This window comes from Mucilaginibacter sp. OK283, assembly GCF_900110415.1.
Classification (GTDB): domain Bacteria; phylum Bacteroidota; class Bacteroidia; order Sphingobacteriales; family Sphingobacteriaceae; genus Mucilaginibacter.
On record NZ_FODR01000022.1, the window covers coordinates 43,653 to 66,939 of the forward strand.

A 23,287-nucleotide genomic window follows, 5' to 3' on the forward strand; every position below is an offset into this window, starting at 1 on the left:
CGTTCGAAATGACACCGTCTTTTGCTAACTACATATTTACTACCATCGCTTTACCACTGTATTTAACCACTTTATCGGCTTTGGCTGTAATCTCCACATCCGAGCCGTGTGCGCCCTTAACCAGCACAATATTAAAGGTGCGGCTTTTTAACATGCCCTTAAAATGGCCTTTGGTATCTGATATAGTCAGTTTATGGGTTTTATCATTCCAGTTAAAGCTGATGATGGCAAAGGCTCCTTTTTCGTAGTTGTAATTTTCGTTTTCGTCTTCGTACAGCTTAAAGGTACCGTCTGCGCCGGGGTATATCCTTAACTCGATATTGCTGGCGGGTTTTTCGGTAGCGTACTCCATGTGCGGGCCCATTGGGATGATAGAACCAGCTTTTACATAAAGCGGTAATATCTCGATAGGGGCTGCAGCGCTGATGGTTTGGCCACCTTCGAGCACTTCGCCTGTCCAAAAGTTGTACCATTTGGCTGCAGCGGGCAGGTAAACCTGGCGAGCTTTAGCTTTTTTATCAGCATCGGCCGATGTATACAGCTGTTCGGTAACCGGGTTAACCATAAAGGCGGGGCCAAACATATATTGGTCTGGTATGCCATAGGCTTTTTCATCGTTCCTGAAATCAAATGTCAGGGCACGCATCATGGTGTAGTTTTCGGTAGTTACCTTGCCGGCCAGCGAGTAGATGTATGGCAGCAGGCGGTAACGCAGTTTATCAAAGTTTAACAGGATGGCTTTGGTATTGGCATCCCAATTGTCGCTAAACAATGCACGCTCGCCTTTACCGTGGATACGGAAAATAGGGCAAAATGCGCCAAACTGGAACCAGCGTGTAAACAGCTCGCGCTTATCCGGCTGCGACCAGTCGGCAGCTTTCCAATGGAAGTGGTAACCGCCGATATCTGATGTCCAATAGGGGATACCCGATGCGCAGGCGTTAATACCCTGCGGCACCTGGTTTTTATAGTTCCAGAAGGTACATTCAATATCGCTTGACCATAAGGTGGCTGCATTACGCTGTTCGCCGGCAAATGATTGCCTTACCAAAAAGAAAGCGCGTTTGCCCGGAATATCCCTGCGCCAGCCTTCATAAACACCTTTGGTGTGCTGCAACGAGTAGGTATTAAAATAATCAATCCCTTTACCTATGCTAAAGTTGCTTTGGCGGCGGGCATCAAGCAAAGCGCCATTATCCGGCTCGCACTGGTCAATCCACCAGGCATCAAAACCGTAGCGTTTTACCAGGCTATCGCGTGCCTGGTCCCAATACAATTCGCGGGCTTTAGGGTTGTGGGCATCGTAATAAGTATCAAAAGTGTGGGTAACCACGTTATCCCAGGTAATATCGGTTAAGCCGCCCATTTTTTCTAATGCATCATAGTTGGGGGTGCCTTTACCAAATACAGGCCATATCGAAATCATGGCATGGATGTTTGCCTTGTGCAGTTCATCAACCATTTGTTTTGGGTGAGGGTAACGCTCGGGCTTCATCACGTGCGAGCCAATTGGCAACGGATCCCAGTAGTACCAGTCCTGTACAATTACGTCAACAGGGATGTGATTATCGCGATATTTATCTTTAACAGTCAATATTTCCTTTTCGCTCATGTACCTATCCTGCGATTGGAAAAGCCCGTAAGCCCATTTGCCAAACATTGGCGCACGGCCGGTTGCTATACGATATGAATCGATAATATGATCAAAAGAAGGGCCGTAGAAGAAGAAGTAATCAACCTGTTTACCACTTTCGGATACATACTTAAATTTGGTGTTATCAGCCTCGGCGCCATAAAAGTTTGATGCCGAATAGTTGTCCCAAAGCAAGCCATAGCCCTTGGTTGATAATAATACCGGGATAGCACCGGTAAGGTACTTGATTAGCAACTCCTGGTTGCGGCCTTTATAGTTAATGGATAAAGAATCTAAGGGGTGGCAGCCCAAACCGTAAAGCGCTTCGTTTACCGGCGAGGTAAACTGTGTGCTTACATTATAGGTGCTGATGCCGGCAATAGTTGCAGGAGTTATCGTTTTGTTTTCGCTGTCTTCGGAAGTAATTACGTTGCCTTTTAAATCGGTATAAGTAATAGCATTGCTGGCCTTGTTCACTATTACCTTCATTTTTGCCGTGGTAATTATTACTTCGGTTTTGGTTGCTGTTACCTGGTAGGCAGTTGGTGTTTTCCAGCTGTTAACCACCACCAGCGATGGCTTGGTTTCAAAGGCATCAAAAATGGTATATTTTACTTCGATGATGTCGGCACTGCGCACAAGCACCTTCATCAGGCCTTTATCTAAAGAAAAGGTAACGCCATCGGGGCCTTTTTTAAAGGATTTAACAGTAGCGTTTGCGGTGAGTGTGGCCATAGCGCCTGCCAGCAAAATAAACAACGCAATCGATTGTTTTATTTTTGCATTTAAGGTGGGTAACATTTTAAACATATTGAACAGCAATAAATTAGTTTATAATAAGTGTAAGAATAACACCTGTTTTGAAAACGTGAATATAGATACTTTTTTTAATTGAAGAAAAAATATTTGCAGTAAGGCTGAGACACACCCGACAGGCATAATCCCGTGCTGTTGGAAGTCTCTGACTTCGAACCATTATGCCGGTAGTCTCCAGACTACAGGATTGTGAGAGAACGTGTTAATGTTATGTTGTTCTTCGTCGCGCTGGACTGAACCACTGTAGTTTTAAACTACAGGCATAGTGATTCGAAGTCAGAGACTTCGAATAGCGGAGGGTATTTGTTGATAGCTAAAACATTTTAGCATTTGTGATAGCGATTGAGTTGGCCGACATAAATAAACAGCTATTCAAGCCCCTCTTTACGCGCAGCGAAGAGAGGGTGACGAGCGCAGCGATGTCGGGTGAGTATTTGCCCGCGTTCAAGGCCGAGGTTTGTTGGTAGCTAAACCATTTTAGCATTCTTTATAGCGATGGTGAGTTTTTAACTTCATTGCATGAGCAGGCTCAACGCTTCTGCAAACACCACGTAGTCATGCATCGCAGGTTTTGTACGTTGGTTGTTTTTATGGGTTCGTAAAGCGTACCGTTTAGCGCAAAGCCATAGCGCAGCAAGATTTGTTCATCTACTAAAAAACGTTCAGAACCGTCGGCGAGCAAGAAACGGTTGTTATTATCAACAGGCTTCACCAGGTTTTCAATCCCGATATCCGATGCAAGACGGGCAAAAAAATATCCTCCGGGCTTAAGTACGCGCCAAAGCGAGTGTATCATGTTGTCGAAATGTTCGATACTTTTTGCAAAATGTAAAACTGCGCTGCAAATCACCAGGTCGAAAGTGTTATCAATATAAGGCAGATCTTCAACACCCGATACCGCGAAGTTTGACAGGGGATTAGCCGGCGCTAACATGGCGGATAATTGCTTAACCGCATCAACAGCCGCCTCGCTTTGATCAACCCCATAAACATCAAACCCGTTTTGTAAAAAGTAAACCAGGTTTCGGCCGCTGCCGCAGCCGGCATCCAATACGGTTTTGCAGTCATCAAACCGGCCTTTCAATAACTGATCGAACAGGTAAATGTCAATATTGCCAAATGTTTGCTGAAGCTGATTTTGCATGCCGAAAATTAAGAATAATATGAAAATTACCTAACTTTAATTATGGCCACAGATATGTCGATCTTCATGCAGTTTCTGCGCAGCATACTGCTCCCTTTGCCTGGCGTTACCGAGGGAATGCATTTTGAATACCCGGCCTTTTATGTAAATAAAAAGATTTTTACCAACGTAAAACTGGCGCAGGAACTGCTTGCAGTGTATACTACCGAACGTGAAAAATGGATGGCGCGCGATTCGCATACCTTCTTTATTACCAATCATTACATCAATTACAAATACATGGTGGTACGCCTTGAAACTGTATCGCCTGATGATCTTAAAACCCTGTTGATAACCGCCTATCGTGCACGGGCAACAAAAAAACTGTTAAAAGAATACGATGTAATGATGTCAGCCGGGTAAATACTGCTTTTCGCCCCAACTTGTTACCAAAACACAACGCACATTTAGCGTTAAAACAACTACTTTTGCCTACCTATTTGACTATATGATAAAATTGTACCTGAGCTGCTTTCTCGTCCTCGCCACAACTATAAATGCCACCGCTCAAAGCCAAAAAACGGAAAAAATAGATACAACGCACCTAAAAACCGCAATTGTGCGCGGTTACCTGAGCGAACAACCTGTGTTAAGTGTACCGGCTTCGGTAAGTGTATTGGGTGCCGCACAACTAAAATTACAGCCCGATAATTCATTTGTAACGGCATTAAATACCGTTCCGGGTATCCGGGCCGAGGAGCGTTCGCCTGGGAGCTACCGTTTATCCATCCGCGGGAGCCTGTTGCGGTCGCCGTTTGGGGTTAGGGATGTAAAAATTTATTTTGATGAAATTCCCTTAACGGATGCCGGGGGCAATACTTACCTGAATGCTATTGATATAGGCAGCATAGGCAGTATCGAAATACTAAAAGGCCCCGATGGCAGCTTGTTCGGCGCCAACTCCGGCGGGGTAGTTTTGCTGAGTTCTATTAACCGCTATAATGATGGTAGTTATTTAACGGCGGGCGTTAATACCGGCAGCTATGGCTTGTTCCACGAAAAAGTTACGCTTCAGCAGCGTTCGGGGGCAAATCTGTTTAATATCAGCCAAAGTTTTCAAACCTATCATGGTTACAGGCAACATAGCGATACGCACCGCAATTACATACAACTGGCCGACAAATGGAACTATAGCGGTAAAAACGAGTTAAAAGTGCTGGGGCTATATTCCAACCTGGCCTACCAAACGCCCGGCGGCTTAAACCTGGCGCAGTTTACAGCCAACCCAACACTGGCGCGGCAGCCAACTGCAACTTTACCCGGAGCTATACAACAGCAAATTGGTATCACCACTAAAATGTATTTAGGCGGATTGACCAACGAATACCATTTAAGCGACAGGATCAGGAACGTGCTGTCTGTTTTTGGCAGCCATGTTGATTTTGCCAACCCATTTATTACCAATTATGAGCAACGTAAGGAAAATACTTATGGATTGCGCACTTATTTTGAATTGGCCGGCAATCACCAGGAAAACCTGGATTGGAAAGCCGATTTAGGAATTGAGTGGCAGCAAACCAATTCGCTGATTAGCAATTATGGCAATAAAAAAGGCGTAAAGGACACCACCCAAACCAGCGATAATATCCACACCAACCAGCATTTTATCTTCGGGCGCTATTCGGCAGACCTATTTAAACGCCTCCATGCGGAAGCCGCGCTGAGCTTGAATTGGTACGACTATGATTTTAAAAATATTTACCCGCTTAACCAAAGCGGTTTTACCAACCGCAATTTTACGTCGCAGTTAATGCCAAGGCTGGCCTTAAGCTACCAGCTTACCAATAACTTTATCTGGCGGGCGTCGGTAAGCCGCGGCTACTCTACACCAACCACCGCCGAGGTGCGGCCTACTGATAATATTGTAAATACCAGCCTGCAGGCACAAACCGGGTGGAATTACGAAACCGGTTTCCGCCTGCGCAACCAGGACGAAACTTTGCTGCTCGACGCTTCTGTATTTTATTACCGCATCAGCAATGCCATTGTGCGCCGTTTAAATGCCGACGAAACCGAGCACTATATCAATGCCGGCGGCACCAATCAGCCAGGTTTTGAATTATCGTTTACAGATTGGATTATTCGCCAGAATAGTACACATTTTATCCGTGGCCTTCAGTTTAATGAATCATATACTTACAGCGGGTTTACTTTTCGCGATTATACGGTTACCAGCACCAGCTATTCGGGCAATAGGCTAACGGGTGTGCCCAGGCATGTGTTTGTATCCAGCCTGCAACTCAAATTCCCGGCAGATCTTTCGTTGTTTGCACAGCATAACTACACTTCAAAAATTCCGCTCAACGATGCCAATACAATATATGCCGGGCATTATAACCTGTTACAAGCCAGGGTTAGCTGGCAACCAACAATTGGGCATAAAACACGATTGGAGATTTTTGCTGCCGCAGATAACATCCTGAACCAAAAATACAGCCTTGGGAACGATTTAAATGCAGTAGGCAACAGGTATTATAACGCTTCGCCTTTAAGGAATTATAATGTGGGGATGAATGTGAGGTTGTAAGGGGTTTTGATTTTAAAAACAATTCATCTTAAACTCTTTTAGTGTTGCTATTTTCAATTCCCCAATTTGAACTTTAATCTTACTTAAATCTATAAACCCCTGTTATTGCCGCCCATTGGTGCGAATGTATCATCGTCTTAACTTCGCGGGTGTGGAAAATAGCGGCAACATCAAAAGTGAAACGGGTAAAGCTAAAACCTACGCCAAATTGCTGGCTAAAAACAAAGGGCTTTTTGGTCCCGGTAATTTCCAGGCTATTAGGGTTGTGGCTGCTAAAAAGGCCGCCTTGTACGGTGGCATCGTAAACTATGGCGTTTATTTGCGGTTTGTAGTAAAAAAATAACTCTTGCTTGTGCAGTAAATTGCTTTGAGGAGTCAACGAGGCCGTGCTTTGCGTACTTATTGAACTGAATAGCTGGTTAAAGTTGCCCAGGCGAAACAGCGGTCCTAATCCGGCCCCGGTAAAGCCGGTACCTAAATTGGCATAGCTGGCCAGGCTTACATCTGCCCATGACCCACGGGCAAGCAGCTTGTTATATTCGGCAGATAAATTAAGCTCAACATCATTCCTGATCTGGTATTGCCAGCCGTTTAGCGTGTAAAAGCCAAAAGTGTTATGAATAAGTTTTTGAACGGGTTCGCCACCGGCCGCCGGGCCAACCAGCCCTATTTGCGCCCCAAGTTTAAGGGTGCTTTCGTTTTTATATAACAGGTTTAAGGTACCGCCAATATAGGTGTATGCGGCAAAAGGCCTGTCAACATCGCCTGCATCCCTAACGTAGCCCGATTGTGGATTAAACATCTTTTGCCCTAATTCGATGCCCAAAATTTTGTTTTGAAGGTTCCCTGATTCTGCAACTTTTAAGGCCTTACGGTAATAAAAAAAAATACCATTGGTGTAATACCTATCAGACCCCTGGCCCAGGTACGAGTCGTTATCAGTTTGGATGCCAAATTCCTGGCTATGTTGCTGGGCAAATAATGTGGTACAGCCCAACAGGCATACCAGCGTAAAAAAAAGCTTGTTTAGCATTTAGTATGAATATTTCTGCGGCCAATATATAAATTTTGAGTGGTTTATATCATAGTTCATCGTATTATGAAAAATGTTGTAAACAATTGTAAATATGTGAGAAATCAAAATTAAAACGTTGAAAGAAAATCGGTAAAAAAAAGATTGCCAGGGCGGTTCGGTTGTGCCAGGCTGGCGGCTGTGGGACATTTTTATATTCAAATTTTATTGCTTTGAAAAGGGTTTATTTATATAAACTTAATGTATTTTACAAATAAGAAAATAAAACTTATCTGAGTAAAAGTTGTTGCCTATAAAAACATAAATAAATCACTACTATGAAAAAGTTAAGTTTAATGGCGATGATGGCAATTGCTGCCTTATCATTCCAATCATGCGGCGGTGCCAAAGACAGTAAAGATGCTGCCGACAGTACCAATGCCGTTAAAGACACATCAACAATGGCGGTTAACGATACTACCGGCGTAACCGGCGCAAAAGGCATTGCTGTTGATAAAGATGATGCAAAATTTGCTGTTGACGCTGCCAACGGTGGTATGACCGAAGTTGCGGCAGGTAAAGTTGCCGAAACCAAAGCCTTAAATCAAAAAGTTAAAGATTTTGCAGCAATGATGGTGGCCGATCATGGCAAAGCTAATGAGGAATTAATGGCTATTGCCAAAACCAAAAACATTACATTGCCAGCCGCACCAAGTGAAGAAAAGCAAAAGGAGTTGGCAGATCTTTCAAAAAAATCGGCCAGCGATTTTGACAAAGCTTATGTAGATGCCATGGTTGACGGGCACAAAAAAACAATATCGATGTTTGAAGATGCTGCCAAAAACTGTAAAGACGCAGATTTGAAGGCTTTTGCCGAAAAGACTTTACCTACTATAAAAGGTCATCTTACCGAAATAGAGGCGATAAAAAAAGGCATGAAATAATTAATGCTGATTTTATAACAATGGAAGGGAGGTAATTTTACCTCCTTTTCTGTTTTTATACCTATTTTAGGGCATAACAACAGATTAGCCTCCCTATGAAAAAAGTTTACCTGCTCTTTTTTGCCTTATTAGTTTTTGTTTTGAATGTTAAAGCCCAACAAACCGATGAGATTGGTGCCAAAACAAAAGGCTTTACCAAATACACCGGTTATTTTAACTTCTATTGGGACGAGAAAACCGGGAAGATTTTTTTAGAGATAGATAAATTCGACCAGGAATTTCTTTACGTAAACTCGATGCCTGCTGGGGTTGGATCAAACGACCTGGGTTTGGACAGAGGGCAAATTGGTGGTAGTCGCATTGTGAAATTCATAAAAAGCGGTCCTAAGGTATTATTGATGCAGCCCAATTACAGCTACCGGGCTATCAGCAATAATGCCGAAGAACGAAAATCTGTAGAAGAAGCCTTTGCACAATCGGCTATTTGGGGCACAACGGTTGTAGCCCAGGATGGCAATAGGGTTTTGGTTGATTTTACCCCCTTTTTGCTGCGCGACAGCCATAAAATTGCTGATAGGTTGAATGATGCCAACCAGGGTAATTTTGGCTTTGACGATAGCCGGTCGGCTGTGTATTTACCCAATACAAAAAGCTTTCCGTATAATTCAGAATTTGAGGCCACTATCACCCTGGCCGGAAAAGGCAAAGGTTACGAGATTAGCTCGGTAACTCCTGACGCTAATGCCGTTACAGTAAGGATGCACCAATCCTTTATTAAGCTACCCGACGATGGCTATAAAAAACGCAACTTCGATCCACGGTCTGGTTTTTACGATGTGGACTATATGGATTACGCAACGCCTATTGATGAGCCTATCATGAAAAGGATGCTTACCCGCCACCGGTTGGAAAAAAAGGACCCTACTGCGGCAATTAGTGAACCCGTAAAACCCATTATATATTATGTTGACCGTGGGGCGCCCGAACTTGTGCGTAACGCCCTGATTGAAGGAGCCGGCTGGTGGAACCAGGCCTTTGAGGCTACCGGTTATAAAAACGCTTTCCAGGTTAAACTACTGCCCGAGGATGCCGACCCAATGGACATCCGTTATAATATTATCCAATGGATTCACCGCTCAACCAGAGGATGGTCATACGGTGCATCAATTGATGATCCGCGTACAGGCGAAATAATTAAAGGCCAGGTTTCCCTTGGCTCCCTGCGCGACAGGCAGGATTTCCTGATTGCCGAAGGATTGGTTCAACCTTATGAAGATGGTAAACCAACAAGCGATAAAATGATGAAAATGGCCCTTGCCCGTTTAAGGCAATTGGCGGCCCATGAGGTTGGCCATACCCTGGGCTTGCAGCATAATTTTACTGCAAGTGTAAACGGCAGGGCATCGGTAATGGATTATCCGCCACCGGTTATCAGCCTGAATGCTGATGGTACAATTGACTTAAGCAAAGCCTATCGCACCGGAATTGGCGAATACGATAAACGCGCCATCCTGTATGGCTACCAGGATTTTGCCAAAGGCACTAATGAAGATGAGGCATTAAAAGGCATCATTACAGAAACCATTAAACAAGGCTTTTTATTTATATCTGATGATGATGCCCGCCCTGCAGGCAGCGCCCATCCGCAGGCCCATTTATGGGATAGCGGTACCAATGCTGCCGATGAACTGAACAGGCTGATGGTTTTACGTAAACATGTGCTGGATAATTTTTCGGAAAAAGCCATCCGCCAGGACGCGCCAATGGCTACGCTGGAAGAGGTATTGGTGCCGATGTACTTGATTCACCGTTTCCAGGCCGAGGCTGCTTCGAAAATGTTGGGCGGATTGTATTATACTTTCGCACTTAAAAACGATGGACAAACCATTACCAAATTTGTGCCCCCTGCCGAGCAATGGAAGGCTTTTAATGCGCTGATGGGTACCATCAGCCCAGATGCATTGGCACTGCCCGAAAAGTTGATAGAGAAAATACCACCGCGACCAATTGGTTATCCGCGTACAAGGGAAACCTTTAAATCGCATACCGGCCTCACTTTTGATCCGATGGCCGCTGCAGAATCTGCCGCTGCTGCAACCTTATCGTTCATGTTACAGCCCGAGCGCGCCGCCAGGCTGGTTGAATACCAATCGCGCGATAATGCCCAGCCGGGCCTTTTACCTGTTTTGAATAAACTGGTAGCCCAAACCTGGAAAGCCCCGCAACCGGCAGGCTATAAAGGCGAACTGCAACGCCTGGTAAATAACCTTGCCCTGAGGCAGATACTAACCCTGGCTGCCACAACCAGCGCCCCCGAAAGCGTGCGCGGTATTGCGTTACTACAGATAGATGACCTTAAAAAATGGATGAAAACAGCGGCGCTTACTGCTACGGGTAGCAATAAAGCTAATTTGCTGTTCGGTTTATCACAAATCAATGAGTTTGAGAAAAACCCCGATAAATTTCAACCGACACCAGTGTTGAATATGCCGGATGGATCGCCGATTGGGATGGATTAGGGATGATTTAAAATCTACGATTGCAAGTCGTATTTGTAGAGACGCAATACTTTGCGTCTCCCGCATGCAACTCAATCATGCAAATTCCCGGATTTTCAATTGCTAACTATCGAGCGTTGAAAATTCGGGCCTAAACGCGGGAGACGCAAAGTATTGCGTCTCTACATTGGGAAACCAACGGCAATAAAATTGTGTTGCAATCAATGGATCGCGATAACGATTTAAAAAAGACCTTGAAAATCTTTGCTCTTTTTCATGGCATTCCCTGCGGGCCGCGCTTTACGCTCATACGCGCACAAGGCCTTAAGCGCGAGGCCGGTACCCGCTGCAATCGCTAATGCTTTGTCTGAACCGGAATTAAACAAATTATAGAATTAGCAGAATTTTAAAAGCAATTTCGAGAAAATCTAAAAATTCGTTTAGTAATTTCGGTTCGGGCAAAATTCTGTTAATTATCTGATTTTGAAAATTCCGATTCAGACAAACCTTACCGCCATCTCCTCCTTCATAAAATCAACAACCTTATCATTCACCCCTCTTTCAAATCCATGCCAAACAATACTCAGTTTATCAAACCTCGAAAAAAACGTTCCCTCAACTGCCGATAAGGTGACGCTTTTTTTCTTCGGATCAAACCTAATAATCCGTTTATAATAAACACCCCGCTCATAATCGTAAGTGGCTCCGTCATCTTCATAATAAACAAATTCGTTAGCCTCTTTACCTGCCCAGATGTGAATTTGCAATATCCCATCGCCTTTAGCGGCGGTACTTTGCATGACGCTTTGCATCGGTATAATGGAGCCTGCTTTTACAAAAACAGGCAAATCGGTTAAAGGCGAGGCTACATTTACAATTTTACCACCTTTAAGTTTTTCATTGGTACTTAAGCGGTACCAGTCACCGTTGGGCAGGTAAATATCGGTTGTAAATTTATCGCTTTCAACCGGCGCAACCAACAATGCATCGCCAAACATAAACTGGTTTTGGAAGCGTTCGAAATATACTTTTTCGTCAAAAGGATATCCAATGGCCAGCGTGCGGCTAATGGGTAAGCCTGTTTGTGTGGATTGATGAAAGGCCGAATAAATATAGGGCAACAGCTTATATCGTTGTTCAATATCTTTTTTGATGAGCTGCTCGTTGACATCTCCCCATTCCCATGGCTCGCGCATTTTGCTGCCCTGTATAGCGTGGTTTCGAAACATTGGCGTATAAACTCCTAACGAATTCCAGCGTACCATTAGCTCCGGCGTCGGGTTGGCGCTAAAGCCACCGATATCTACGCCGGTAAAAGATATGCCGGTTATACCAAGGCTGTTTACTAAACGCTGCCCCAAAAGCATGTGCTCATCAGTGCCGGTGTTATCGCCCGTCCACACGGCCGAATAGCGCTGTGTGCCGGCGTATGCGGCCCGGGTGAGTACAAATGGTCGTTTGTTATTCAGGATTTTTCTTGTGCCCTCGCAAGTAGCCCTGGCCATTTGCATGCCATAAGCATTACGTACTTCGGGCATATATTTATCTCCAAACTTTACCATCCATGGGATGTTTTGCCCCCAGGCTGCAGGTTCGTTCATGTCATTCCAGAAACCATCAACGCCAACATCTGTCAAAGCGGTAAACGCTGCGCCCCACCACTCCCGCACATCATCCTTGAAAAAATCGGGAAAGTGACAGCGGCCCGGCCAAACATACCCTGTATAGTTTTCGCCATCGGGATATTTGGCAAAGTAGTCGTTAGCTACTCCTTCATCGTATTGCTTGTAGCCTTCTTCAATCTTTATTCCCGGATCAACTATCGTAACCAAATGAAAACCCATCGCCTTTAGCTCGTTCATCATGGCCCGCGGATTAGCAAAGGTTTTCTTATTCCAGGTAAAAATTTTGAAGCCCTCCATATAATCAATGTCGCAATACATCACGTCGGCCGGAATTTTCTTTTTGCGGAAGGTTTTGGCAATTTTTAATACTTCTTTGGCACTCATATAGCTCCAGCGGCATTGCTGGTAACCCAGGCTCCATAGTGGCGGCATTTCCATGCGGCCAGTGAGCCAGGTATAATCTTCAATAATTTTGGCTACGCCCTGTGCGCCAAAAAAATAATAGTTCATATCGCCGCCATCGGCACCAAACCAGCTCATTTCATCGTCGGTGGTGGCGCCAAAGTCGAAATAGCTTTTGTGGGTATTGTCCAGAAACAAACCATAGGTTAGCACGCTGTGCAGGCCTATAAAAAACGGAAAGGTTTTATATAAAGGGTCGCTTTTGTTGTTATAGTCAACCGCATCGGTATTCCAGTTAACGTACGATGCTCCGCGCCGGTTAAGGTTGCCGGCTTTCTCGCCCAGTCCAATAAATTTTTCATCGGCATATAATTTACGATAGGTAATTACGCGCTCGCCCTGCCAGTTGGTGCCAAAACGACTATCGTCTTCGCTTAGGGGTTTGCCGTCAGCCGTAGAAAAGTTAAACCTCAAGGGAGATTTATTGATGCTGAGTTTTAATGCCGGGGTGTTGATTTCGATTGCATCAGCCGATTCATCAAATTCAAATTTGCCGATAGGTTGTTGTATAACAGCATAAGAACTATCCGGGGCACTGTGCCTTCTACTGATATTAACCCGGATGATTGTCGGGCTGTATACACATACCCTTGCTTCTGCTTCTATCGTTTTAATAGTTAGCAGGCCGCCCTGTTGTTTAAAACTTTTTACGTTCCCTAATATTTCTACTTCCATATGGTAACATGCCGGCGCGATTAGTAGCAGGGCACAAAAAGGCAACGCCATTAAGTTTCAATGGTTTTTATAAAAGTAAAGTAGCCAATTATACCCGCATAACCGATGAACAGCAAAAACGCATCGATGAACAGCGGCTATTGAACTATAAAACCACGGTGAGTAGCCATTTTGTGGATTTTTAGCAGTTTGAAGATCGTTATAAGCTGTTGGTCTATAACTACTTATGGATGGTCTATTTGGTTTTGGCAATTGCAAAAGATGTTGTTGTTTTGGATATTGAAAATAACAAACACATTTAAAAACAACATTTAAAAAATAAAAAGATCATGAAAAATTCAATCAAATTATCAGCATTATTCTTGTTATTAAGCGCCGGTATTTTCACTTCAGCTGCTGCCAATGCCAAAGGCCATACCGAAAAAGCTAAAGACGTAATCACTGTATCATCATTAAAACACGACCGTGGTGTAGCAGTAATGATTTCAAAAAACGAAGCCAGCAAATCATATGTAACCATTTTTGACCAGGCCAATAATATTTTGATGGAAGACTTTTTGCCCAGCAAAGTTGAAGTAGAGAAAGGTTACGTACTAACCAACCTGGATAACGGCGATTATAAATTCGAGATCAAATCAAACGATCAGATGGTTACAAAAACCGTTCACGTTTACGATGAAGACAACAAAAAAAGATTCTTCTTTATAGACTAATCCAAAACGTATAAAAGCAAAAAGTCTGGCGATCTGCCAGACTTTTTGCTTTTTATATAGCTGTAACTTAATCCCAAAGTGTAGCCGGGTAGGTGCCATTGGCAACCAGTTCTGAAATGCTTTTTTGTACAATAGGCTTATCTTCTTTATAAGTAACACCAAACCATTTTGAGCCTGTTGGGATAACTTTAAATGATGCAATATTTTCTTTGATCAGCTTATCGGCCACCAACGGGATAAAAAACTCCGATTTTGGATTGTTTTCATTAGCGGCAACAAACTCTCTGAACATTTCTTCGCTTTGTTTGAAAACAGCGGGTGTAAAGCCCCAGAAATTCATAGATACACGGGTATCATTGCTTAAGGCGTGTTCGCCGGTACCATCTTTGTAAGCCACACTGCCATCTTCTTTAAAGTAAACTTCGGTACGCTCATTAATCTCGACCATGTTGCCGGCATCATCAACTTTACAAACACCGCGCGATACGGATCCGTAGTCGGACAATGTCCTGTCAATCTGGTAACCTATTAACGAATAAGTATCGTCAGCAACTTCGGTAGTTAAAAATTTGGCCATTTTTTCAAACGAATCGTAACCATAAAAGTCGTCGGCATTAATCACACAAAAAGGTTCATTTACCTGGTTGCGTGCGGCAAGTACCGCGTGGGCAGTGCCCCAGGGTTTTGCGCGTTCAATTTCTTTATCAATGCCAAATGGTTTCAGGTCGAAGCTTTGAAAAACGTAATCAGTTTCAATGCGGCCTTTTAGTTTGGGTTCAAAGATAGCTTTAAAATTATCTGCAAATTCTTCGCGAATGATAAAACTTACCTTACCAAAACCTGCTTTTATAGCATCATATATTGAATAATCGATTATGGTTTCTCCGTTGGGGCCAAAGCCGTCAACCTGTTTCATACTGCCGTAACGGCTGGCCATCCCGGCGGCCAAAATAAGTAGTGTGGGTTTCATAAGGATGTATATAGGGAGTACTTAATTGCTAATTTTTTAATAGAATAAGGAAATGGTTTGAAATCGAAATTGTTTTAACCGGATTAATTATTTGATATACCTGAAATCCTGGCCGGCTGTAATATTTAACAATGTTTCGTAAATTAAACGGATCACATTATCTACATCTTGTTTGTGAATCATCTCTACAGTGGTATGCATATAGCGTAACGGCAAAGAAATTAATACCGATGGCACGCCATCATTAGAGTAAGCAAATGCATCCGTATCGGTACCTGTCGACCGTGAGGAAGCCTGGCGCTGGAAAGGTATTTCGGCTTTTTGGGCAGTTTCTATCAGCAATTTATTCAGGTTATTTTGTACTGCCGGAGCATATGATACAACGGGGCCGCGACCGCAAGCCAGGTCGCCCTGGGTAATCTTGTTAATCATGGGCGTTTGGGTATCATGGGTTACATCGGTAACTATTGCCACATTTGGTTTTATTTTATGGGCTATCATTTCGGCACCGCGCAAACCAATTTCTTCCTGAACAGCGTTTACAATATACAAGCCAAAGGGTAATTTAATGTTGTTTTCTTTCAACAAACGGGCTACCTCGGCAATCATGAAGCCACCGGCGCGGTTATCCAAAGCGCGGCCAACATAGTAGCGGTCGTTCAGGATCATAAACTCATCTTCATAAGTGATAACGCAACCTACGTGAATGCCCAATTTTTCAACCTCTTCTTTTGAGGTGCATCCGCAATCTAAAAAGATATTTTTAAGTGTCGGGGCTTCTTCCTTATCGCCGCCAGTGCGGGTATGGATTGCGGGCCAGCCAAATACGGCTTTTACAATACCATTGTCGGTATGGATGTTTACCCGCTTTGAAGGCGCTATCTGGTGATCAGACCCACCGTTACGGATAACGTATATTAATCCATCACTGGTGATGTAGTTTACAAACCACGAAATTTCATCGGCATGTGCTTCAATAACAACCTTATAATCGGCTTTGGGGTTAATGATGCCAACCGCGGTACCATAATTATCTACATAATGTGTGTCGATATATGGTTTCATGTATTCCAGCCATAATTCCTGGCCTTTCCATTCAAAACCGGTAGGCGAGGGGTTGTTTATGTATTTTTCGAAAAAAGCCAGTGAAGTTTCGTTTACAACTGAAATATGCGGAGCGGGATCTGATTTCTTTTTAGCCATGTTGTTTGAGTAACCTATATTAAGCAATAAAGCAAATATAATAAAGCCATTGATAATGCTTCAAAATAACTTGCCATAATGGAAATAAATTAACGTTTTTATTGTTAATTTAATACTTCTACATCGATAATTAACGTTTTTTTTAATTTAAGGGGCAATTAAACCTTTTAATTATTTTTTTGTCATTAACTGTATACCCTACAGTAATCTGTAAGTTTGGGTTATTTACAATATTTTTGGACTTTATTACCTTAATAAACCACATCGTGAAACGCTTTGCGCCCCTTTTTATCCTGATTATCGTTTTTTTGACATCCTGTAGCGTGCCTCAATACGTTACTGTACCGGTTAATTATGGTCCTAAAATGGGCTTTAGCCGCGACAGTACTATCATTGTAGTGGCAAACCGTTACCGGCCGGATTCTGTGAAGATCAGGGATTACAGAAGAATAAGCGTTTTGAAAAAGATGGCAGTTGTATCACTTCAAACTGCCGCCAACCAGTTAAAATATTTAAAAGGTGTACACATCATCAACCTTGTCGATTCGATAAACTACACCGTAAATACCGACTCGGTTAAATTTTTGGCCGCTGCACACAAAGCCAACTATGTATTGGTGTTAAATGACATCGGCGCGGGTATTTATCCCGAAACGGTTTATTACAATGGCATTCCATCTAACTATTATACTACAAAAATAAAGACCAGCCTCGCGCTATTTGAAAGTAACGGAATTTATTCAAAAAAGCTGGCAGGGATGGCCGAAGTGCCCCAGGATGAAACATATTCAGGTGGTTTTGGGTCTTTATTTAATAAGCCATCCTACAGAAGCAGTATTCCTGCGATGACAGCAGCCACACGTGATGCTACCCTGGATGCCTTAAAAGATTATTTGCCTTTTTCAATATCAAACGAACGTCCCTTGTACGCCGACGGCGGCGCACTTGAATCGTCGGTAACGCAAATTAAGGCCGGCAAATTTGATGTGGCTTTTAAAATATTAAACCCATTGATAGATGGTGCTGATACCAAACTTGCCAGCAAAGCAGCCTATAACCTGGCAGTAGTTTATGAAGCCCAGGGCGATATTGATGAGGCGCTTAAAACCGCCAAACTATCTAACGAAAAACACCCCAACGATTACGCAAAAGCGATAATTGTGGATTTGATGAAGGAGTAGTTGGATGTGCTTGTCCATCAGGCAAGTTGTTGATAAGGCTTATTAATTAAAATAAATGCAAATAGAACAAATACGCCCTGAATTAACCTGGCGGCTGCGCCAAACAGTTTTATATCCGCAGCAAAAGCTTTATGAAATGGAAATGGAGGAGGACCAGGATGGCCTTCATTTTGCGGCTTTTAAAGATAATGCGATAATAGGCGTAGTTTCCTTGTTTCAGCGCGGCGAAGATTTTCAGTTCAGAAAGTTTGCCGTTGATGAATCGCAGCAAAATATGGGAATCGGGAGCGCAATGCTCAGACATATAACCGATTTTGCTGTGCGCAATGGCGGCATACGCATATGGTGTAACGCGCGTATATCGGCTATAAACTTTTATTTGAAGGCTGACTTTAAGCAAACCGGGCAAATTTTTTCAAAGAATGGGTTCGATTATGAAATATTGGAGAAGTTAATCTGAAATATATATCCCGCTATCTTTACCGGCCCAAAAAATCGTCCCAGCTCTGGTTTGACCATGAAAGCGTTTCAATCGGGGTAATAGTAGTTACTATTGGTGTTATGGGTTTTATCACCGGCATAAAAATTGGTGCTACCCTATCTAATGGAGGCAGTGTGATGGGCCCGCCCGATGCGCCACGTACCCAGGCAACAGCATTCCCTGTTTTATCGCGAAAAAAGCCATTATGAAACTGCCCTAAGTAAGCATTGCCATATGCAAATGAAAAAACATCCTGTTTGTCTATAAAAGCTAAGGCTTTGTTACCCTCGTAATTGAATACAATGGCGTCTTTTATCCATCCTATCACAACTCCGACCCGGTTGTAAACAGCAGTTTCGTCGCCCGAAAACTTAATATTTGATATCCCAACGCTTGAAATGGCGCCGCCACGTGTATGCGGTGGTTGTAAGTGATTAACTGCACCATTAAAATTAAGCCAGGCGGCAGTTATAGCAAGGATGATGAGGTAGCGCATGAGTTTAAGTTTTGTTACAATGACTACAACAACAATAAAAAGTTTAATTACTATTAATTTTTTTATCGCAGACGACGGTTATCACAACGGCATATTCCCATGCTTTTTCCTCGGGTTGTTTACCACTTTATTTTCCAGCATTTTAAAGGCATGGATGAGTTTAAGGCGGGTTTCGGCGGGTTCAATTACCTCATCAATAAATCCGCGTTCGGCGGCGCGGTATGGGTTGGCAAAGGTGTCGGAGTATAGTTGCTCCTTTTCTTTCCATTTGGCTTCCTTGTCTTCGGCTGTGCTGATTTCCCGCTTAAAAATAATTTCGGCAGCGCCTTTGGCCCCCATCACAGCAATCTCGGCCGATGGCCATGCATAGTTCATATCGGCACCAATGTGTTTAGAGTTCATCACATCGTAAGCGCCACCATAGGCTTTGCGGGTAATTACAGTAACACGCGGAACGGTAGCCTCGCAAAAGGCGTAAAGCAGTTTGGCGCCGTTGGTGATAATGGCATTCCATTCCTGGTCGGTACCCGGTAAAAAGCCGGGCACATCTTCAAATACCAGCAAAGGTATATTGAAGCTATCGCAAAAGCGCACAAAGCGGGCAGCTTTAGTAGAACTGTTAATGTCCAGTACTCCGGCCAAAAATACGGGCTGGTTGGCCACGATGCCTATGCTGCGGCCGGCAAGGCGGGCAAAGCCAACAACAATATTTTCAGCAAAATCTTTATGGATCTCCAGAAACGAGCCTGTATCAATTACATGATCAATAATCTCGCGGATATCATAAGGAGTTGATGCTATTTCGGGCAAAAGTGTATCTAATTCGGGGCGAAGCTCGTTGCCAATATCATAAGCCAGGGCGGGGGCCCTGTCCTCGCAATTCTGTGGCATATAGCTTAGCAGTTTTTTGATGTTTTGGATAGCCTCAATCTCGTTTGTGCAGGCAAAATGGGTAACGCCCGATTTGGTGGCATGGGTTGTTGCACCGCCCAGTTCTTCGGATGTTACAATTTCATGGGTAACCGTCTTAACCACATTCGGCCCGGTTACAAACATGTATGAGGTATGCTCAACCATTAAAATAAAATCGGTAATGGCCGGGGAGTATACCGCACCTCCGGCACAAGGGCCCATAATTGCCGAAATTTGAGGCACCACACCCGATGCCATGGTGTTTTTATAAAATATATCGGCATAACCGCCTAAGGATACAACCCCTTCCTGGATGCGGGCACCGCCAGAATCATTAAGGCCTACAACCGGTGCGCCGTTTTTTATGGCCAGGTCCATGATCTTCACAATCTTTTCGGCATGTGTTTCTGACAATGAGCCGCCAAAAACGGTAAAATCCTGCGAAAAAACATAAACCAATCGCCCGTTAATAGTGCCATAACCGGTTACAACACCATCGCCGGGATATTTTTCTTTCTCCATCCCAAAATCTGTGGAACGATGAGAAACCAGCATGCCAATCTCCTGGAACGAGCCTTCGTCCATTAAAAAATGGAGCCGCTCACGTGCTGTTAATTTCCCTTTTTTATGCTGACTTTCAATACGTACCGCACCACCGCCTTCAAATGCCTTCTGGCGTTTTTGTCTTAATACTCCGAGCTTTTTATTCACAATTCAGATTGTTTGTAACATGCTAAAAATAGTAATTAAATTGTAAGATGTACATAAAACTGCTGTGACATGCTTTCTCAGGAAGGATTTTTCATTATATTTGTGATAATGAAGATCAGGAAATTTAAAATACTGGTAGTTGCAATGTTTATGGGGGTCTTTATGCTAAAGATGACCCTATCACTTGCGCCTGTATTTTTATATCTTGACAGCAAAGCCGTAAGCGCGGTAATTTTGCAATTAGAGCAGGAATCAAAAGCCGAAAAGGATACGCCCGATAAGGATGTATTTAAAGAGAAAAAGGTTTTTGACGAGTACGATTTACACAGTATTGATTTCATTACTTTTGTTGCAGAAACTAAAGTGCTTCACAATATGGAGCATGCCCTGTATATACAAACCTACCATCCGGTAGTGCCAACTCCCCCGCCCAACGTTTAAATGATTTAACCGGATATTTCTTATCCGGGCTGTAACGCTTTACAATTCATTTAAATTTTTATTCAAACACATTTCTTATGTCAATTAAGCAAGGTGGATTTGCCATGGGCAATCTTAACCTAAAAAAATACTTTTTGCCCAAAAACTTAAAACGCGATCTTCCGGCCAGTCTGGTTGTATTCCTGGTAGCGTTACCCTTATGTCTTGGTATAGCTTTAGCATCGGGCGCACCATTATTTGCCGGTGTGCTTACCGGTATTATTGGCGGTGTAGTTGTAGGCTCGTTGAGCGGTTCGCAGCTTAGCGTGGCCGGCCCGGCCGCTGGTTTAACCGTTATTGTATTAAACGCAATAACCAGCCTTGGTGCATATGAGACATTTTTATTGGCGCTTGTACTGGCTGGCATTTTCCAGATTTTGCTGGGTATTTTAAAGGCCGGAACGATAGCCAATTACTTTCCGTCGGCGGTAATTGAAGGCATGCTAGCCGCTATCGGCATCATCCTGATCATGAAGCAGTTTCCGCACGCGGTGGGCTACGATGCCGATTTTGAAGGTGATGAAGGCTTTAACCAGGCCGATGAACACAATAGTTTTTCGGGTGTGCTGGGCGCGTTGAGTAAAATTAACTACGGGGCAGTAATTATCAGCATAGTTTCATTGGCTTTGATGATATATTGGCCAAAATTCAAAAAAATGGCTATGGTGCCCGCGCCTTTGCTGGTTGTATTGGCGGGCATTGCCTTAAGCCTGGCATTTAAAAATACAGGTTTGGCACTGCTTGACAAGCAATTTGTACACATACCTATTGTAAACAGCAGTACCGAGTTTTTTGCCCTTTTTAAAACGGCAGATTTTAGCAGCATTGGTAACAAGCAGGTTTGGATAACCGCCTTTACAATTGCCGTGGTTGCCAGCCTTGAAACTTTGCTTAGCTTGGAAGCCGTTGATAAGATAGACCCGATTAAACGCATTTCGCCAACTAACCGCGAGCTTGTAGCCCAGGGTATAGGTAACATTACCAGCGGCCTTTTAGGTGGTTTGCCTATGACAGCTGTTATCGTTCGGTCGTCTGCCAACGTTAATTCGGGCGCGCGTACCAAAACCAGCGCCGTGGTTCACGGCTTACTTTTATTAATATCGCTGTTATTTATCCCGGTATTAATCAATTTAATCCCTTTATCCTGTTTGGCTGCTATCCTGCTCATGACAGGGTATAAGCTGGCGCGTATTGCCCTGTTTAAACACATGTGGCACCAGGGGCTTAGCCAGTTTATTCCGTTTGTGGTAACCATTGTGGCCGTTGTTTTAACCGACCTGTTGATAGGTGTTGGCATTGGCATGCTTGTAGGTATCTTTTACATACTGCGCACCAATTTACGCAACCCGTATTTTTACCAGATTACTAAAAACGGCGATAAAAAGGTGATCAGGATTAAACTGGCCGAGGAGGTATCCTTTTTAAATAAAGCGGCCATACAAATTACGCTTACCAGTCTGCCAAGCGGAACTGACGTGATCATCGACGGCTCCAACTCGCGTTACATAGATCCGGATGTGCTCGAGATCATCCACAATTACAAACACAATGCCTATACCAAGGGCATAGTGGTGCAACTACTTGAAATAAAGGACAAGTACGATGTACCTCCTTTAAAAGAATTAATGTATAACCCTAATTAGTTTTGAGTATTGCGTTATCAGTTTTAAGTTGCGGCACATCGCCGTTAAACAGATTTAGCAATACCAGTAATTAACAATTAAAAAAGAAAAACATCATGGCACTTATAGAAAATAAAAAGAACGAAAAACCGGTAATTGATACCACCAACATACAACTGGCCCAGGCCGATAGTTATAAAGCGCTTATTCGTGGCAATGCCGAGTGGGTTGATAAAAAGTTAAAAGAAGACAGCAACTTTTTTACTAACCTGGCTAAAGGCCAGCATCCGCAGGTTTTATGGATAGGCTGCTCCGACAGCCGTGTACCTGCCAACGAGGTTACAGGCACCAAAGCGGGCGAGGTATTTGTGCATCGTAATATTGCGAATGTATGCGTACACTCGGATATGAATATGCTGAGCGTGCTTGACTATGCCGTTAACGTGCTTAAAGTAAAGCATGTGATAGTTGCCGGTCATTACGGCTGCGGCGGCGTTGCCGCGGCAATGAGCAACAAACAGTTTGGCTTAATTGATAACTGGTTGCGCCATATTAAAGATGTGTACCGCCTGCACAGTCATGAGCTTGACCGTATTACCGACGAAACCCAAAAGCAAAACCGGTTGGTGGAGCTGAATGTAAGTGAGCAGGTGTATAACCTGTGCAAAACATCCATTATCCAAAATGCCTGGATGGAGCGCCACGACCTGGAAGTACACGGTTGGGTAATAGATTTAGGTACCGGTTTGGTGAAGGATATTAAAGTGAGCAGTAGCAGTCCGCATAATTTAGGTTATGTGTATGAGCTGGATAGCGTTGAAGCTGTGGCCTCGCATTAATTTTTTGTTTGATTGAAATAGCCTCCCTTTGTTTGATTGGCATCTGGGGTTTATTATGTTTGATTAGCCCCGGCTCATGAAAATGGCCGGGGTTTTTTATTGCCTTTTTGATTTGTGCCCAGGTTGTGGTTTCTCACCATAAAATGGAAAAGTTGTCATTTCCTTTGGTCTTAAGAAAGCAATTAGACACTGATTGTTATTATTGGAAGGGGGGGTGGAGGGGGGGGTTAAAAACTAAAAAGTTTGTGGATAAGTTATAAAAAAGGCAGGGTGAACTTTTGTCATTTCTGGTTTTGGAGAACCA

19 protein-coding genes are annotated in these 23,287 nt (G+C 43.5%); 11 read left to right on the top strand and 8 right to left on the bottom strand.

Annotation, left to right across the window (positions count from 1 at the left end; translation table 11 throughout):
• Positions 1-28: 28 nt before the first annotated feature.
• Positions 29-2,434, bottom strand: coding sequence for a glycoside hydrolase family 31 protein (locus tag BMX56_RS29135; RefSeq protein ID WP_177183961.1), 2,406 nt, complete (start codon positions 2,432-2,434; stop codon positions 29-31).
• Between the two features lie 544 nt (positions 2,435-2,978).
• A complete protein-coding gene (locus tag BMX56_RS29140) occupies positions 2,979-3,593 on the bottom strand; it encodes a class I SAM-dependent methyltransferase (protein ID WP_090653249.1) in 615 nt (204 codons plus the stop codon).
• Between the two features lie 42 nt (positions 3,594-3,635).
• Here BMX56_RS29140 and BMX56_RS29145 point away from each other — a divergent pair, with 42 nt between their 5' ends.
• Positions 3,636-3,995 (top strand): MmcQ/YjbR family DNA-binding protein, encoded by a 360-nt coding sequence (locus tag BMX56_RS29145; protein WP_090653250.1) that lies wholly within the window; start codon positions 3,636-3,638, stop codon positions 3,993-3,995.
• 85 nt (positions 3,996-4,080) lie between these two features.
• Positions 4,081-6,159 carry a TonB-dependent receptor gene (locus BMX56_RS29150; RefSeq protein ID WP_090653251.1) on the top strand — a complete coding sequence of 693 codons (2,079 nt, stop codon included), beginning with the start codon at positions 4,081-4,083 and terminating at the stop codon, positions 6,157-6,159.
• A 79-nt stretch (positions 6,160-6,238) separates the two neighbouring features.
• Here the strand turns inward: BMX56_RS29150 and BMX56_RS29155 are convergent, their stop codons facing one another.
• The gene (locus BMX56_RS29155) at positions 6,239-7,192 is read right to left on the bottom strand and encodes a lipid A deacylase LpxR family protein (RefSeq protein ID WP_090653252.1); all 954 of its coding nucleotides are present in this window, start codon (positions 7,190-7,192) and stop codon (positions 6,239-6,241) included.
• A 317-nt stretch (positions 7,193-7,509) separates the two neighbouring features.
• On the opposite strand from BMX56_RS29155, the gene BMX56_RS29165 reads away from it, so the two are divergent.
• Both BMX56_RS29165 and BMX56_RS29170 read left to right on the top strand, forming a co-directional pair.
• Complete coding sequence (locus BMX56_RS29165) at positions 7,510-8,115, top strand: DUF4142 domain-containing protein (RefSeq protein ID WP_090653254.1); 606 nt, start codon at positions 7,510-7,512, stop codon at positions 8,113-8,115.
• A 95-nt stretch (positions 8,116-8,210) separates the two neighbouring features.
• A complete protein-coding gene (locus BMX56_RS29170; RefSeq protein WP_090653255.1) occupies positions 8,211-10,634 on the top strand; it encodes a zinc-dependent metalloprotease in 2,424 nt (807 codons plus the stop codon).
• Positions 10,635-11,110: 476 nt separating this feature from the next.
• Here BMX56_RS29170 and BMX56_RS29175 read toward each other — a convergent pair whose 3' ends face one another.
• On the bottom strand, positions 11,111-13,375 hold the full coding sequence (locus tag BMX56_RS29175; RefSeq protein WP_255369954.1) for a glycoside hydrolase family 31 protein: 2,265 nt from the start codon (positions 13,373-13,375) through the stop codon (positions 11,111-11,113).
• 8 nt (positions 13,376-13,383) lie between these two features.
• On the opposite strand from BMX56_RS29175, the gene BMX56_RS30330 reads away from it, so the two are divergent.
• Positions 13,384-13,560, top strand: coding sequence for a hypothetical protein (locus BMX56_RS30330; protein WP_177183956.1), 177 nt, complete (start codon positions 13,384-13,386; stop codon positions 13,558-13,560).
• 144 nt (positions 13,561-13,704) lie between these two features.
• Positions 13,705-14,088 (top strand): hypothetical protein, encoded by a 384-nt coding sequence (locus BMX56_RS29180; RefSeq protein ID WP_090653257.1) that lies wholly within the window; start codon positions 13,705-13,707, stop codon positions 14,086-14,088.
• A 67-nt stretch (positions 14,089-14,155) separates the two neighbouring features.
• Here BMX56_RS29180 and BMX56_RS29185 read toward each other — a convergent pair whose 3' ends face one another.
• Positions 14,156-15,058 (bottom strand): nucleotidyltransferase family protein, encoded by a 903-nt coding sequence (locus BMX56_RS29185; RefSeq protein WP_090653258.1) that lies wholly within the window; start codon positions 15,056-15,058, stop codon positions 14,156-14,158.
• Positions 15,059-15,145: 87 nt separating this feature from the next.
• Positions 15,146-16,261: a M42 family metallopeptidase gene (locus BMX56_RS29190; RefSeq protein WP_090653259.1), complete on the bottom strand. Its 1,116-nt coding sequence runs from the start codon at positions 16,259-16,261 to the stop codon at positions 15,146-15,148.
• 266 nt (positions 16,262-16,527) lie between these two features.
• On the opposite strand from BMX56_RS29190, the gene BMX56_RS29195 reads away from it, so the two are divergent.
• Together BMX56_RS29195 and BMX56_RS29200 are read left to right on the top strand one after the other, a co-directional pair.
• Positions 16,528-17,442 (top strand): DUF6340 family protein, encoded by a 915-nt coding sequence (locus BMX56_RS29195; protein WP_143065563.1) that lies wholly within the window; start codon positions 16,528-16,530, stop codon positions 17,440-17,442.
• A 55-nt stretch (positions 17,443-17,497) separates the two neighbouring features.
• A complete protein-coding gene (locus BMX56_RS29200) occupies positions 17,498-17,902 on the top strand; it encodes a GNAT family N-acetyltransferase (RefSeq protein WP_090653261.1) in 405 nt (134 codons plus the stop codon).
• A gap of 19 nt (positions 17,903-17,921) precedes the next feature.
• Here BMX56_RS29200 and BMX56_RS29205 read toward each other — a convergent pair whose 3' ends face one another.
• Both BMX56_RS29205 and BMX56_RS29210 read right to left on the bottom strand, forming a co-directional pair.
• Positions 17,922-18,419 (bottom strand): 4-fold beta flower protein, encoded by a 498-nt coding sequence (locus BMX56_RS29205; protein ID WP_090653262.1) that lies wholly within the window; start codon positions 18,417-18,419, stop codon positions 17,922-17,924.
• Between the two features lie 81 nt (positions 18,420-18,500).
• Positions 18,501-20,042, bottom strand: coding sequence for an acyl-CoA carboxylase subunit beta (locus BMX56_RS29210; protein ID WP_090653263.1), 1,542 nt, complete (start codon positions 20,040-20,042; stop codon positions 18,501-18,503).
• A gap of 108 nt (positions 20,043-20,150) precedes the next feature.
• On the opposite strand from BMX56_RS29210, the gene BMX56_RS29215 reads away from it, so the two are divergent.
• From BMX56_RS29215 to BMX56_RS29225, 3 genes are all read left to right on the top strand, one after another.
• Positions 20,151-20,483, top strand: coding sequence for a hypothetical protein (locus BMX56_RS29215; RefSeq protein ID WP_090653264.1), 333 nt, complete (start codon positions 20,151-20,153; stop codon positions 20,481-20,483).
• 77 nt (positions 20,484-20,560) lie between these two features.
• Positions 20,561-22,165: a SulP family inorganic anion transporter gene (locus BMX56_RS29220; RefSeq protein WP_255369955.1), complete on the top strand. Its 1,605-nt coding sequence runs from the start codon at positions 20,561-20,563 to the stop codon at positions 22,163-22,165.
• A gap of 95 nt (positions 22,166-22,260) precedes the next feature.
• Entirely contained in the window at positions 22,261-22,983 is a 723-nt protein-coding gene (locus BMX56_RS29225) for a carbonic anhydrase (RefSeq protein WP_090653265.1), read from the top strand.
• Positions 22,984-23,287 lie beyond the last annotated feature (304 nt).

Bases quoted from the DNA above. Each gene is read 5' to 3' on its own strand.
- BMX56_RS29135 (WP_177183961.1), bottom strand. From the start codon at position 2,434: ATGTTACCCACCTTAAATGCAAAAATAAAACAATCGATTGCGTTGTTT.
- BMX56_RS29140 (WP_090653249.1), bottom strand. From the start codon at position 3,593: ATGCAAAATCAGCTTCAGCAAACATTTGGCAATATTGACATTTACCTG.
- BMX56_RS29145 (WP_090653250.1), top strand. From the start codon at position 3,636: ATGGCCACAGATATGTCGATCTTCATGCAGTTTCTGCGCAGCATACTG.
- BMX56_RS29150 (WP_090653251.1), top strand. From the start codon at position 4,081: ATGATAAAATTGTACCTGAGCTGCTTTCTCGTCCTCGCCACAACTATA.
- BMX56_RS29155 (WP_090653252.1), bottom strand. From the start codon at position 7,192: ATGCTAAACAAGCTTTTTTTTACGCTGGTATGCCTGTTGGGCTGTACC.
- BMX56_RS29165 (WP_090653254.1), top strand. From the start codon at position 7,510: ATGAAAAAGTTAAGTTTAATGGCGATGATGGCAATTGCTGCCTTATCA.
- BMX56_RS29170 (WP_090653255.1), top strand. From the start codon at position 8,211: ATGAAAAAAGTTTACCTGCTCTTTTTTGCCTTATTAGTTTTTGTTTTG.
- BMX56_RS29175 (WP_255369954.1), bottom strand. From the start codon at position 13,375: ATGGAAGTAGAAATATTAGGGAACGTAAAAAGTTTTAAACAACAGGGC.
- BMX56_RS30330 (WP_177183956.1), top strand. From the start codon at position 13,384: ATGCCGGCGCGATTAGTAGCAGGGCACAAAAAGGCAACGCCATTAAGT.
- BMX56_RS29180 (WP_090653257.1), top strand. From the start codon at position 13,705: ATGAAAAATTCAATCAAATTATCAGCATTATTCTTGTTATTAAGCGCC.
- BMX56_RS29185 (WP_090653258.1), bottom strand. From the start codon at position 15,058: ATGAAACCCACACTACTTATTTTGGCCGCCGGGATGGCCAGCCGTTAC.
- BMX56_RS29190 (WP_090653259.1), bottom strand. From the start codon at position 16,261: ATGGCTAAAAAGAAATCAGATCCCGCTCCGCATATTTCAGTTGTAAAC.
- BMX56_RS29200 (WP_090653261.1), top strand. From the start codon at position 17,498: ATGCAAATAGAACAAATACGCCCTGAATTAACCTGGCGGCTGCGCCAA.
- BMX56_RS29205 (WP_090653262.1), bottom strand. From the start codon at position 18,419: ATGCGCTACCTCATCATCCTTGCTATAACTGCCGCCTGGCTTAATTTT.
- BMX56_RS29215 (WP_090653264.1), top strand. From the start codon at position 20,151: ATGAAGATCAGGAAATTTAAAATACTGGTAGTTGCAATGTTTATGGGG.
- BMX56_RS29220 (WP_255369955.1), top strand. From the start codon at position 20,561: ATGTCAATTAAGCAAGGTGGATTTGCCATGGGCAATCTTAACCTAAAA.
- BMX56_RS29225 (WP_090653265.1), top strand. From the start codon at position 22,261: ATGGCACTTATAGAAAATAAAAAGAACGAAAAACCGGTAATTGATACC.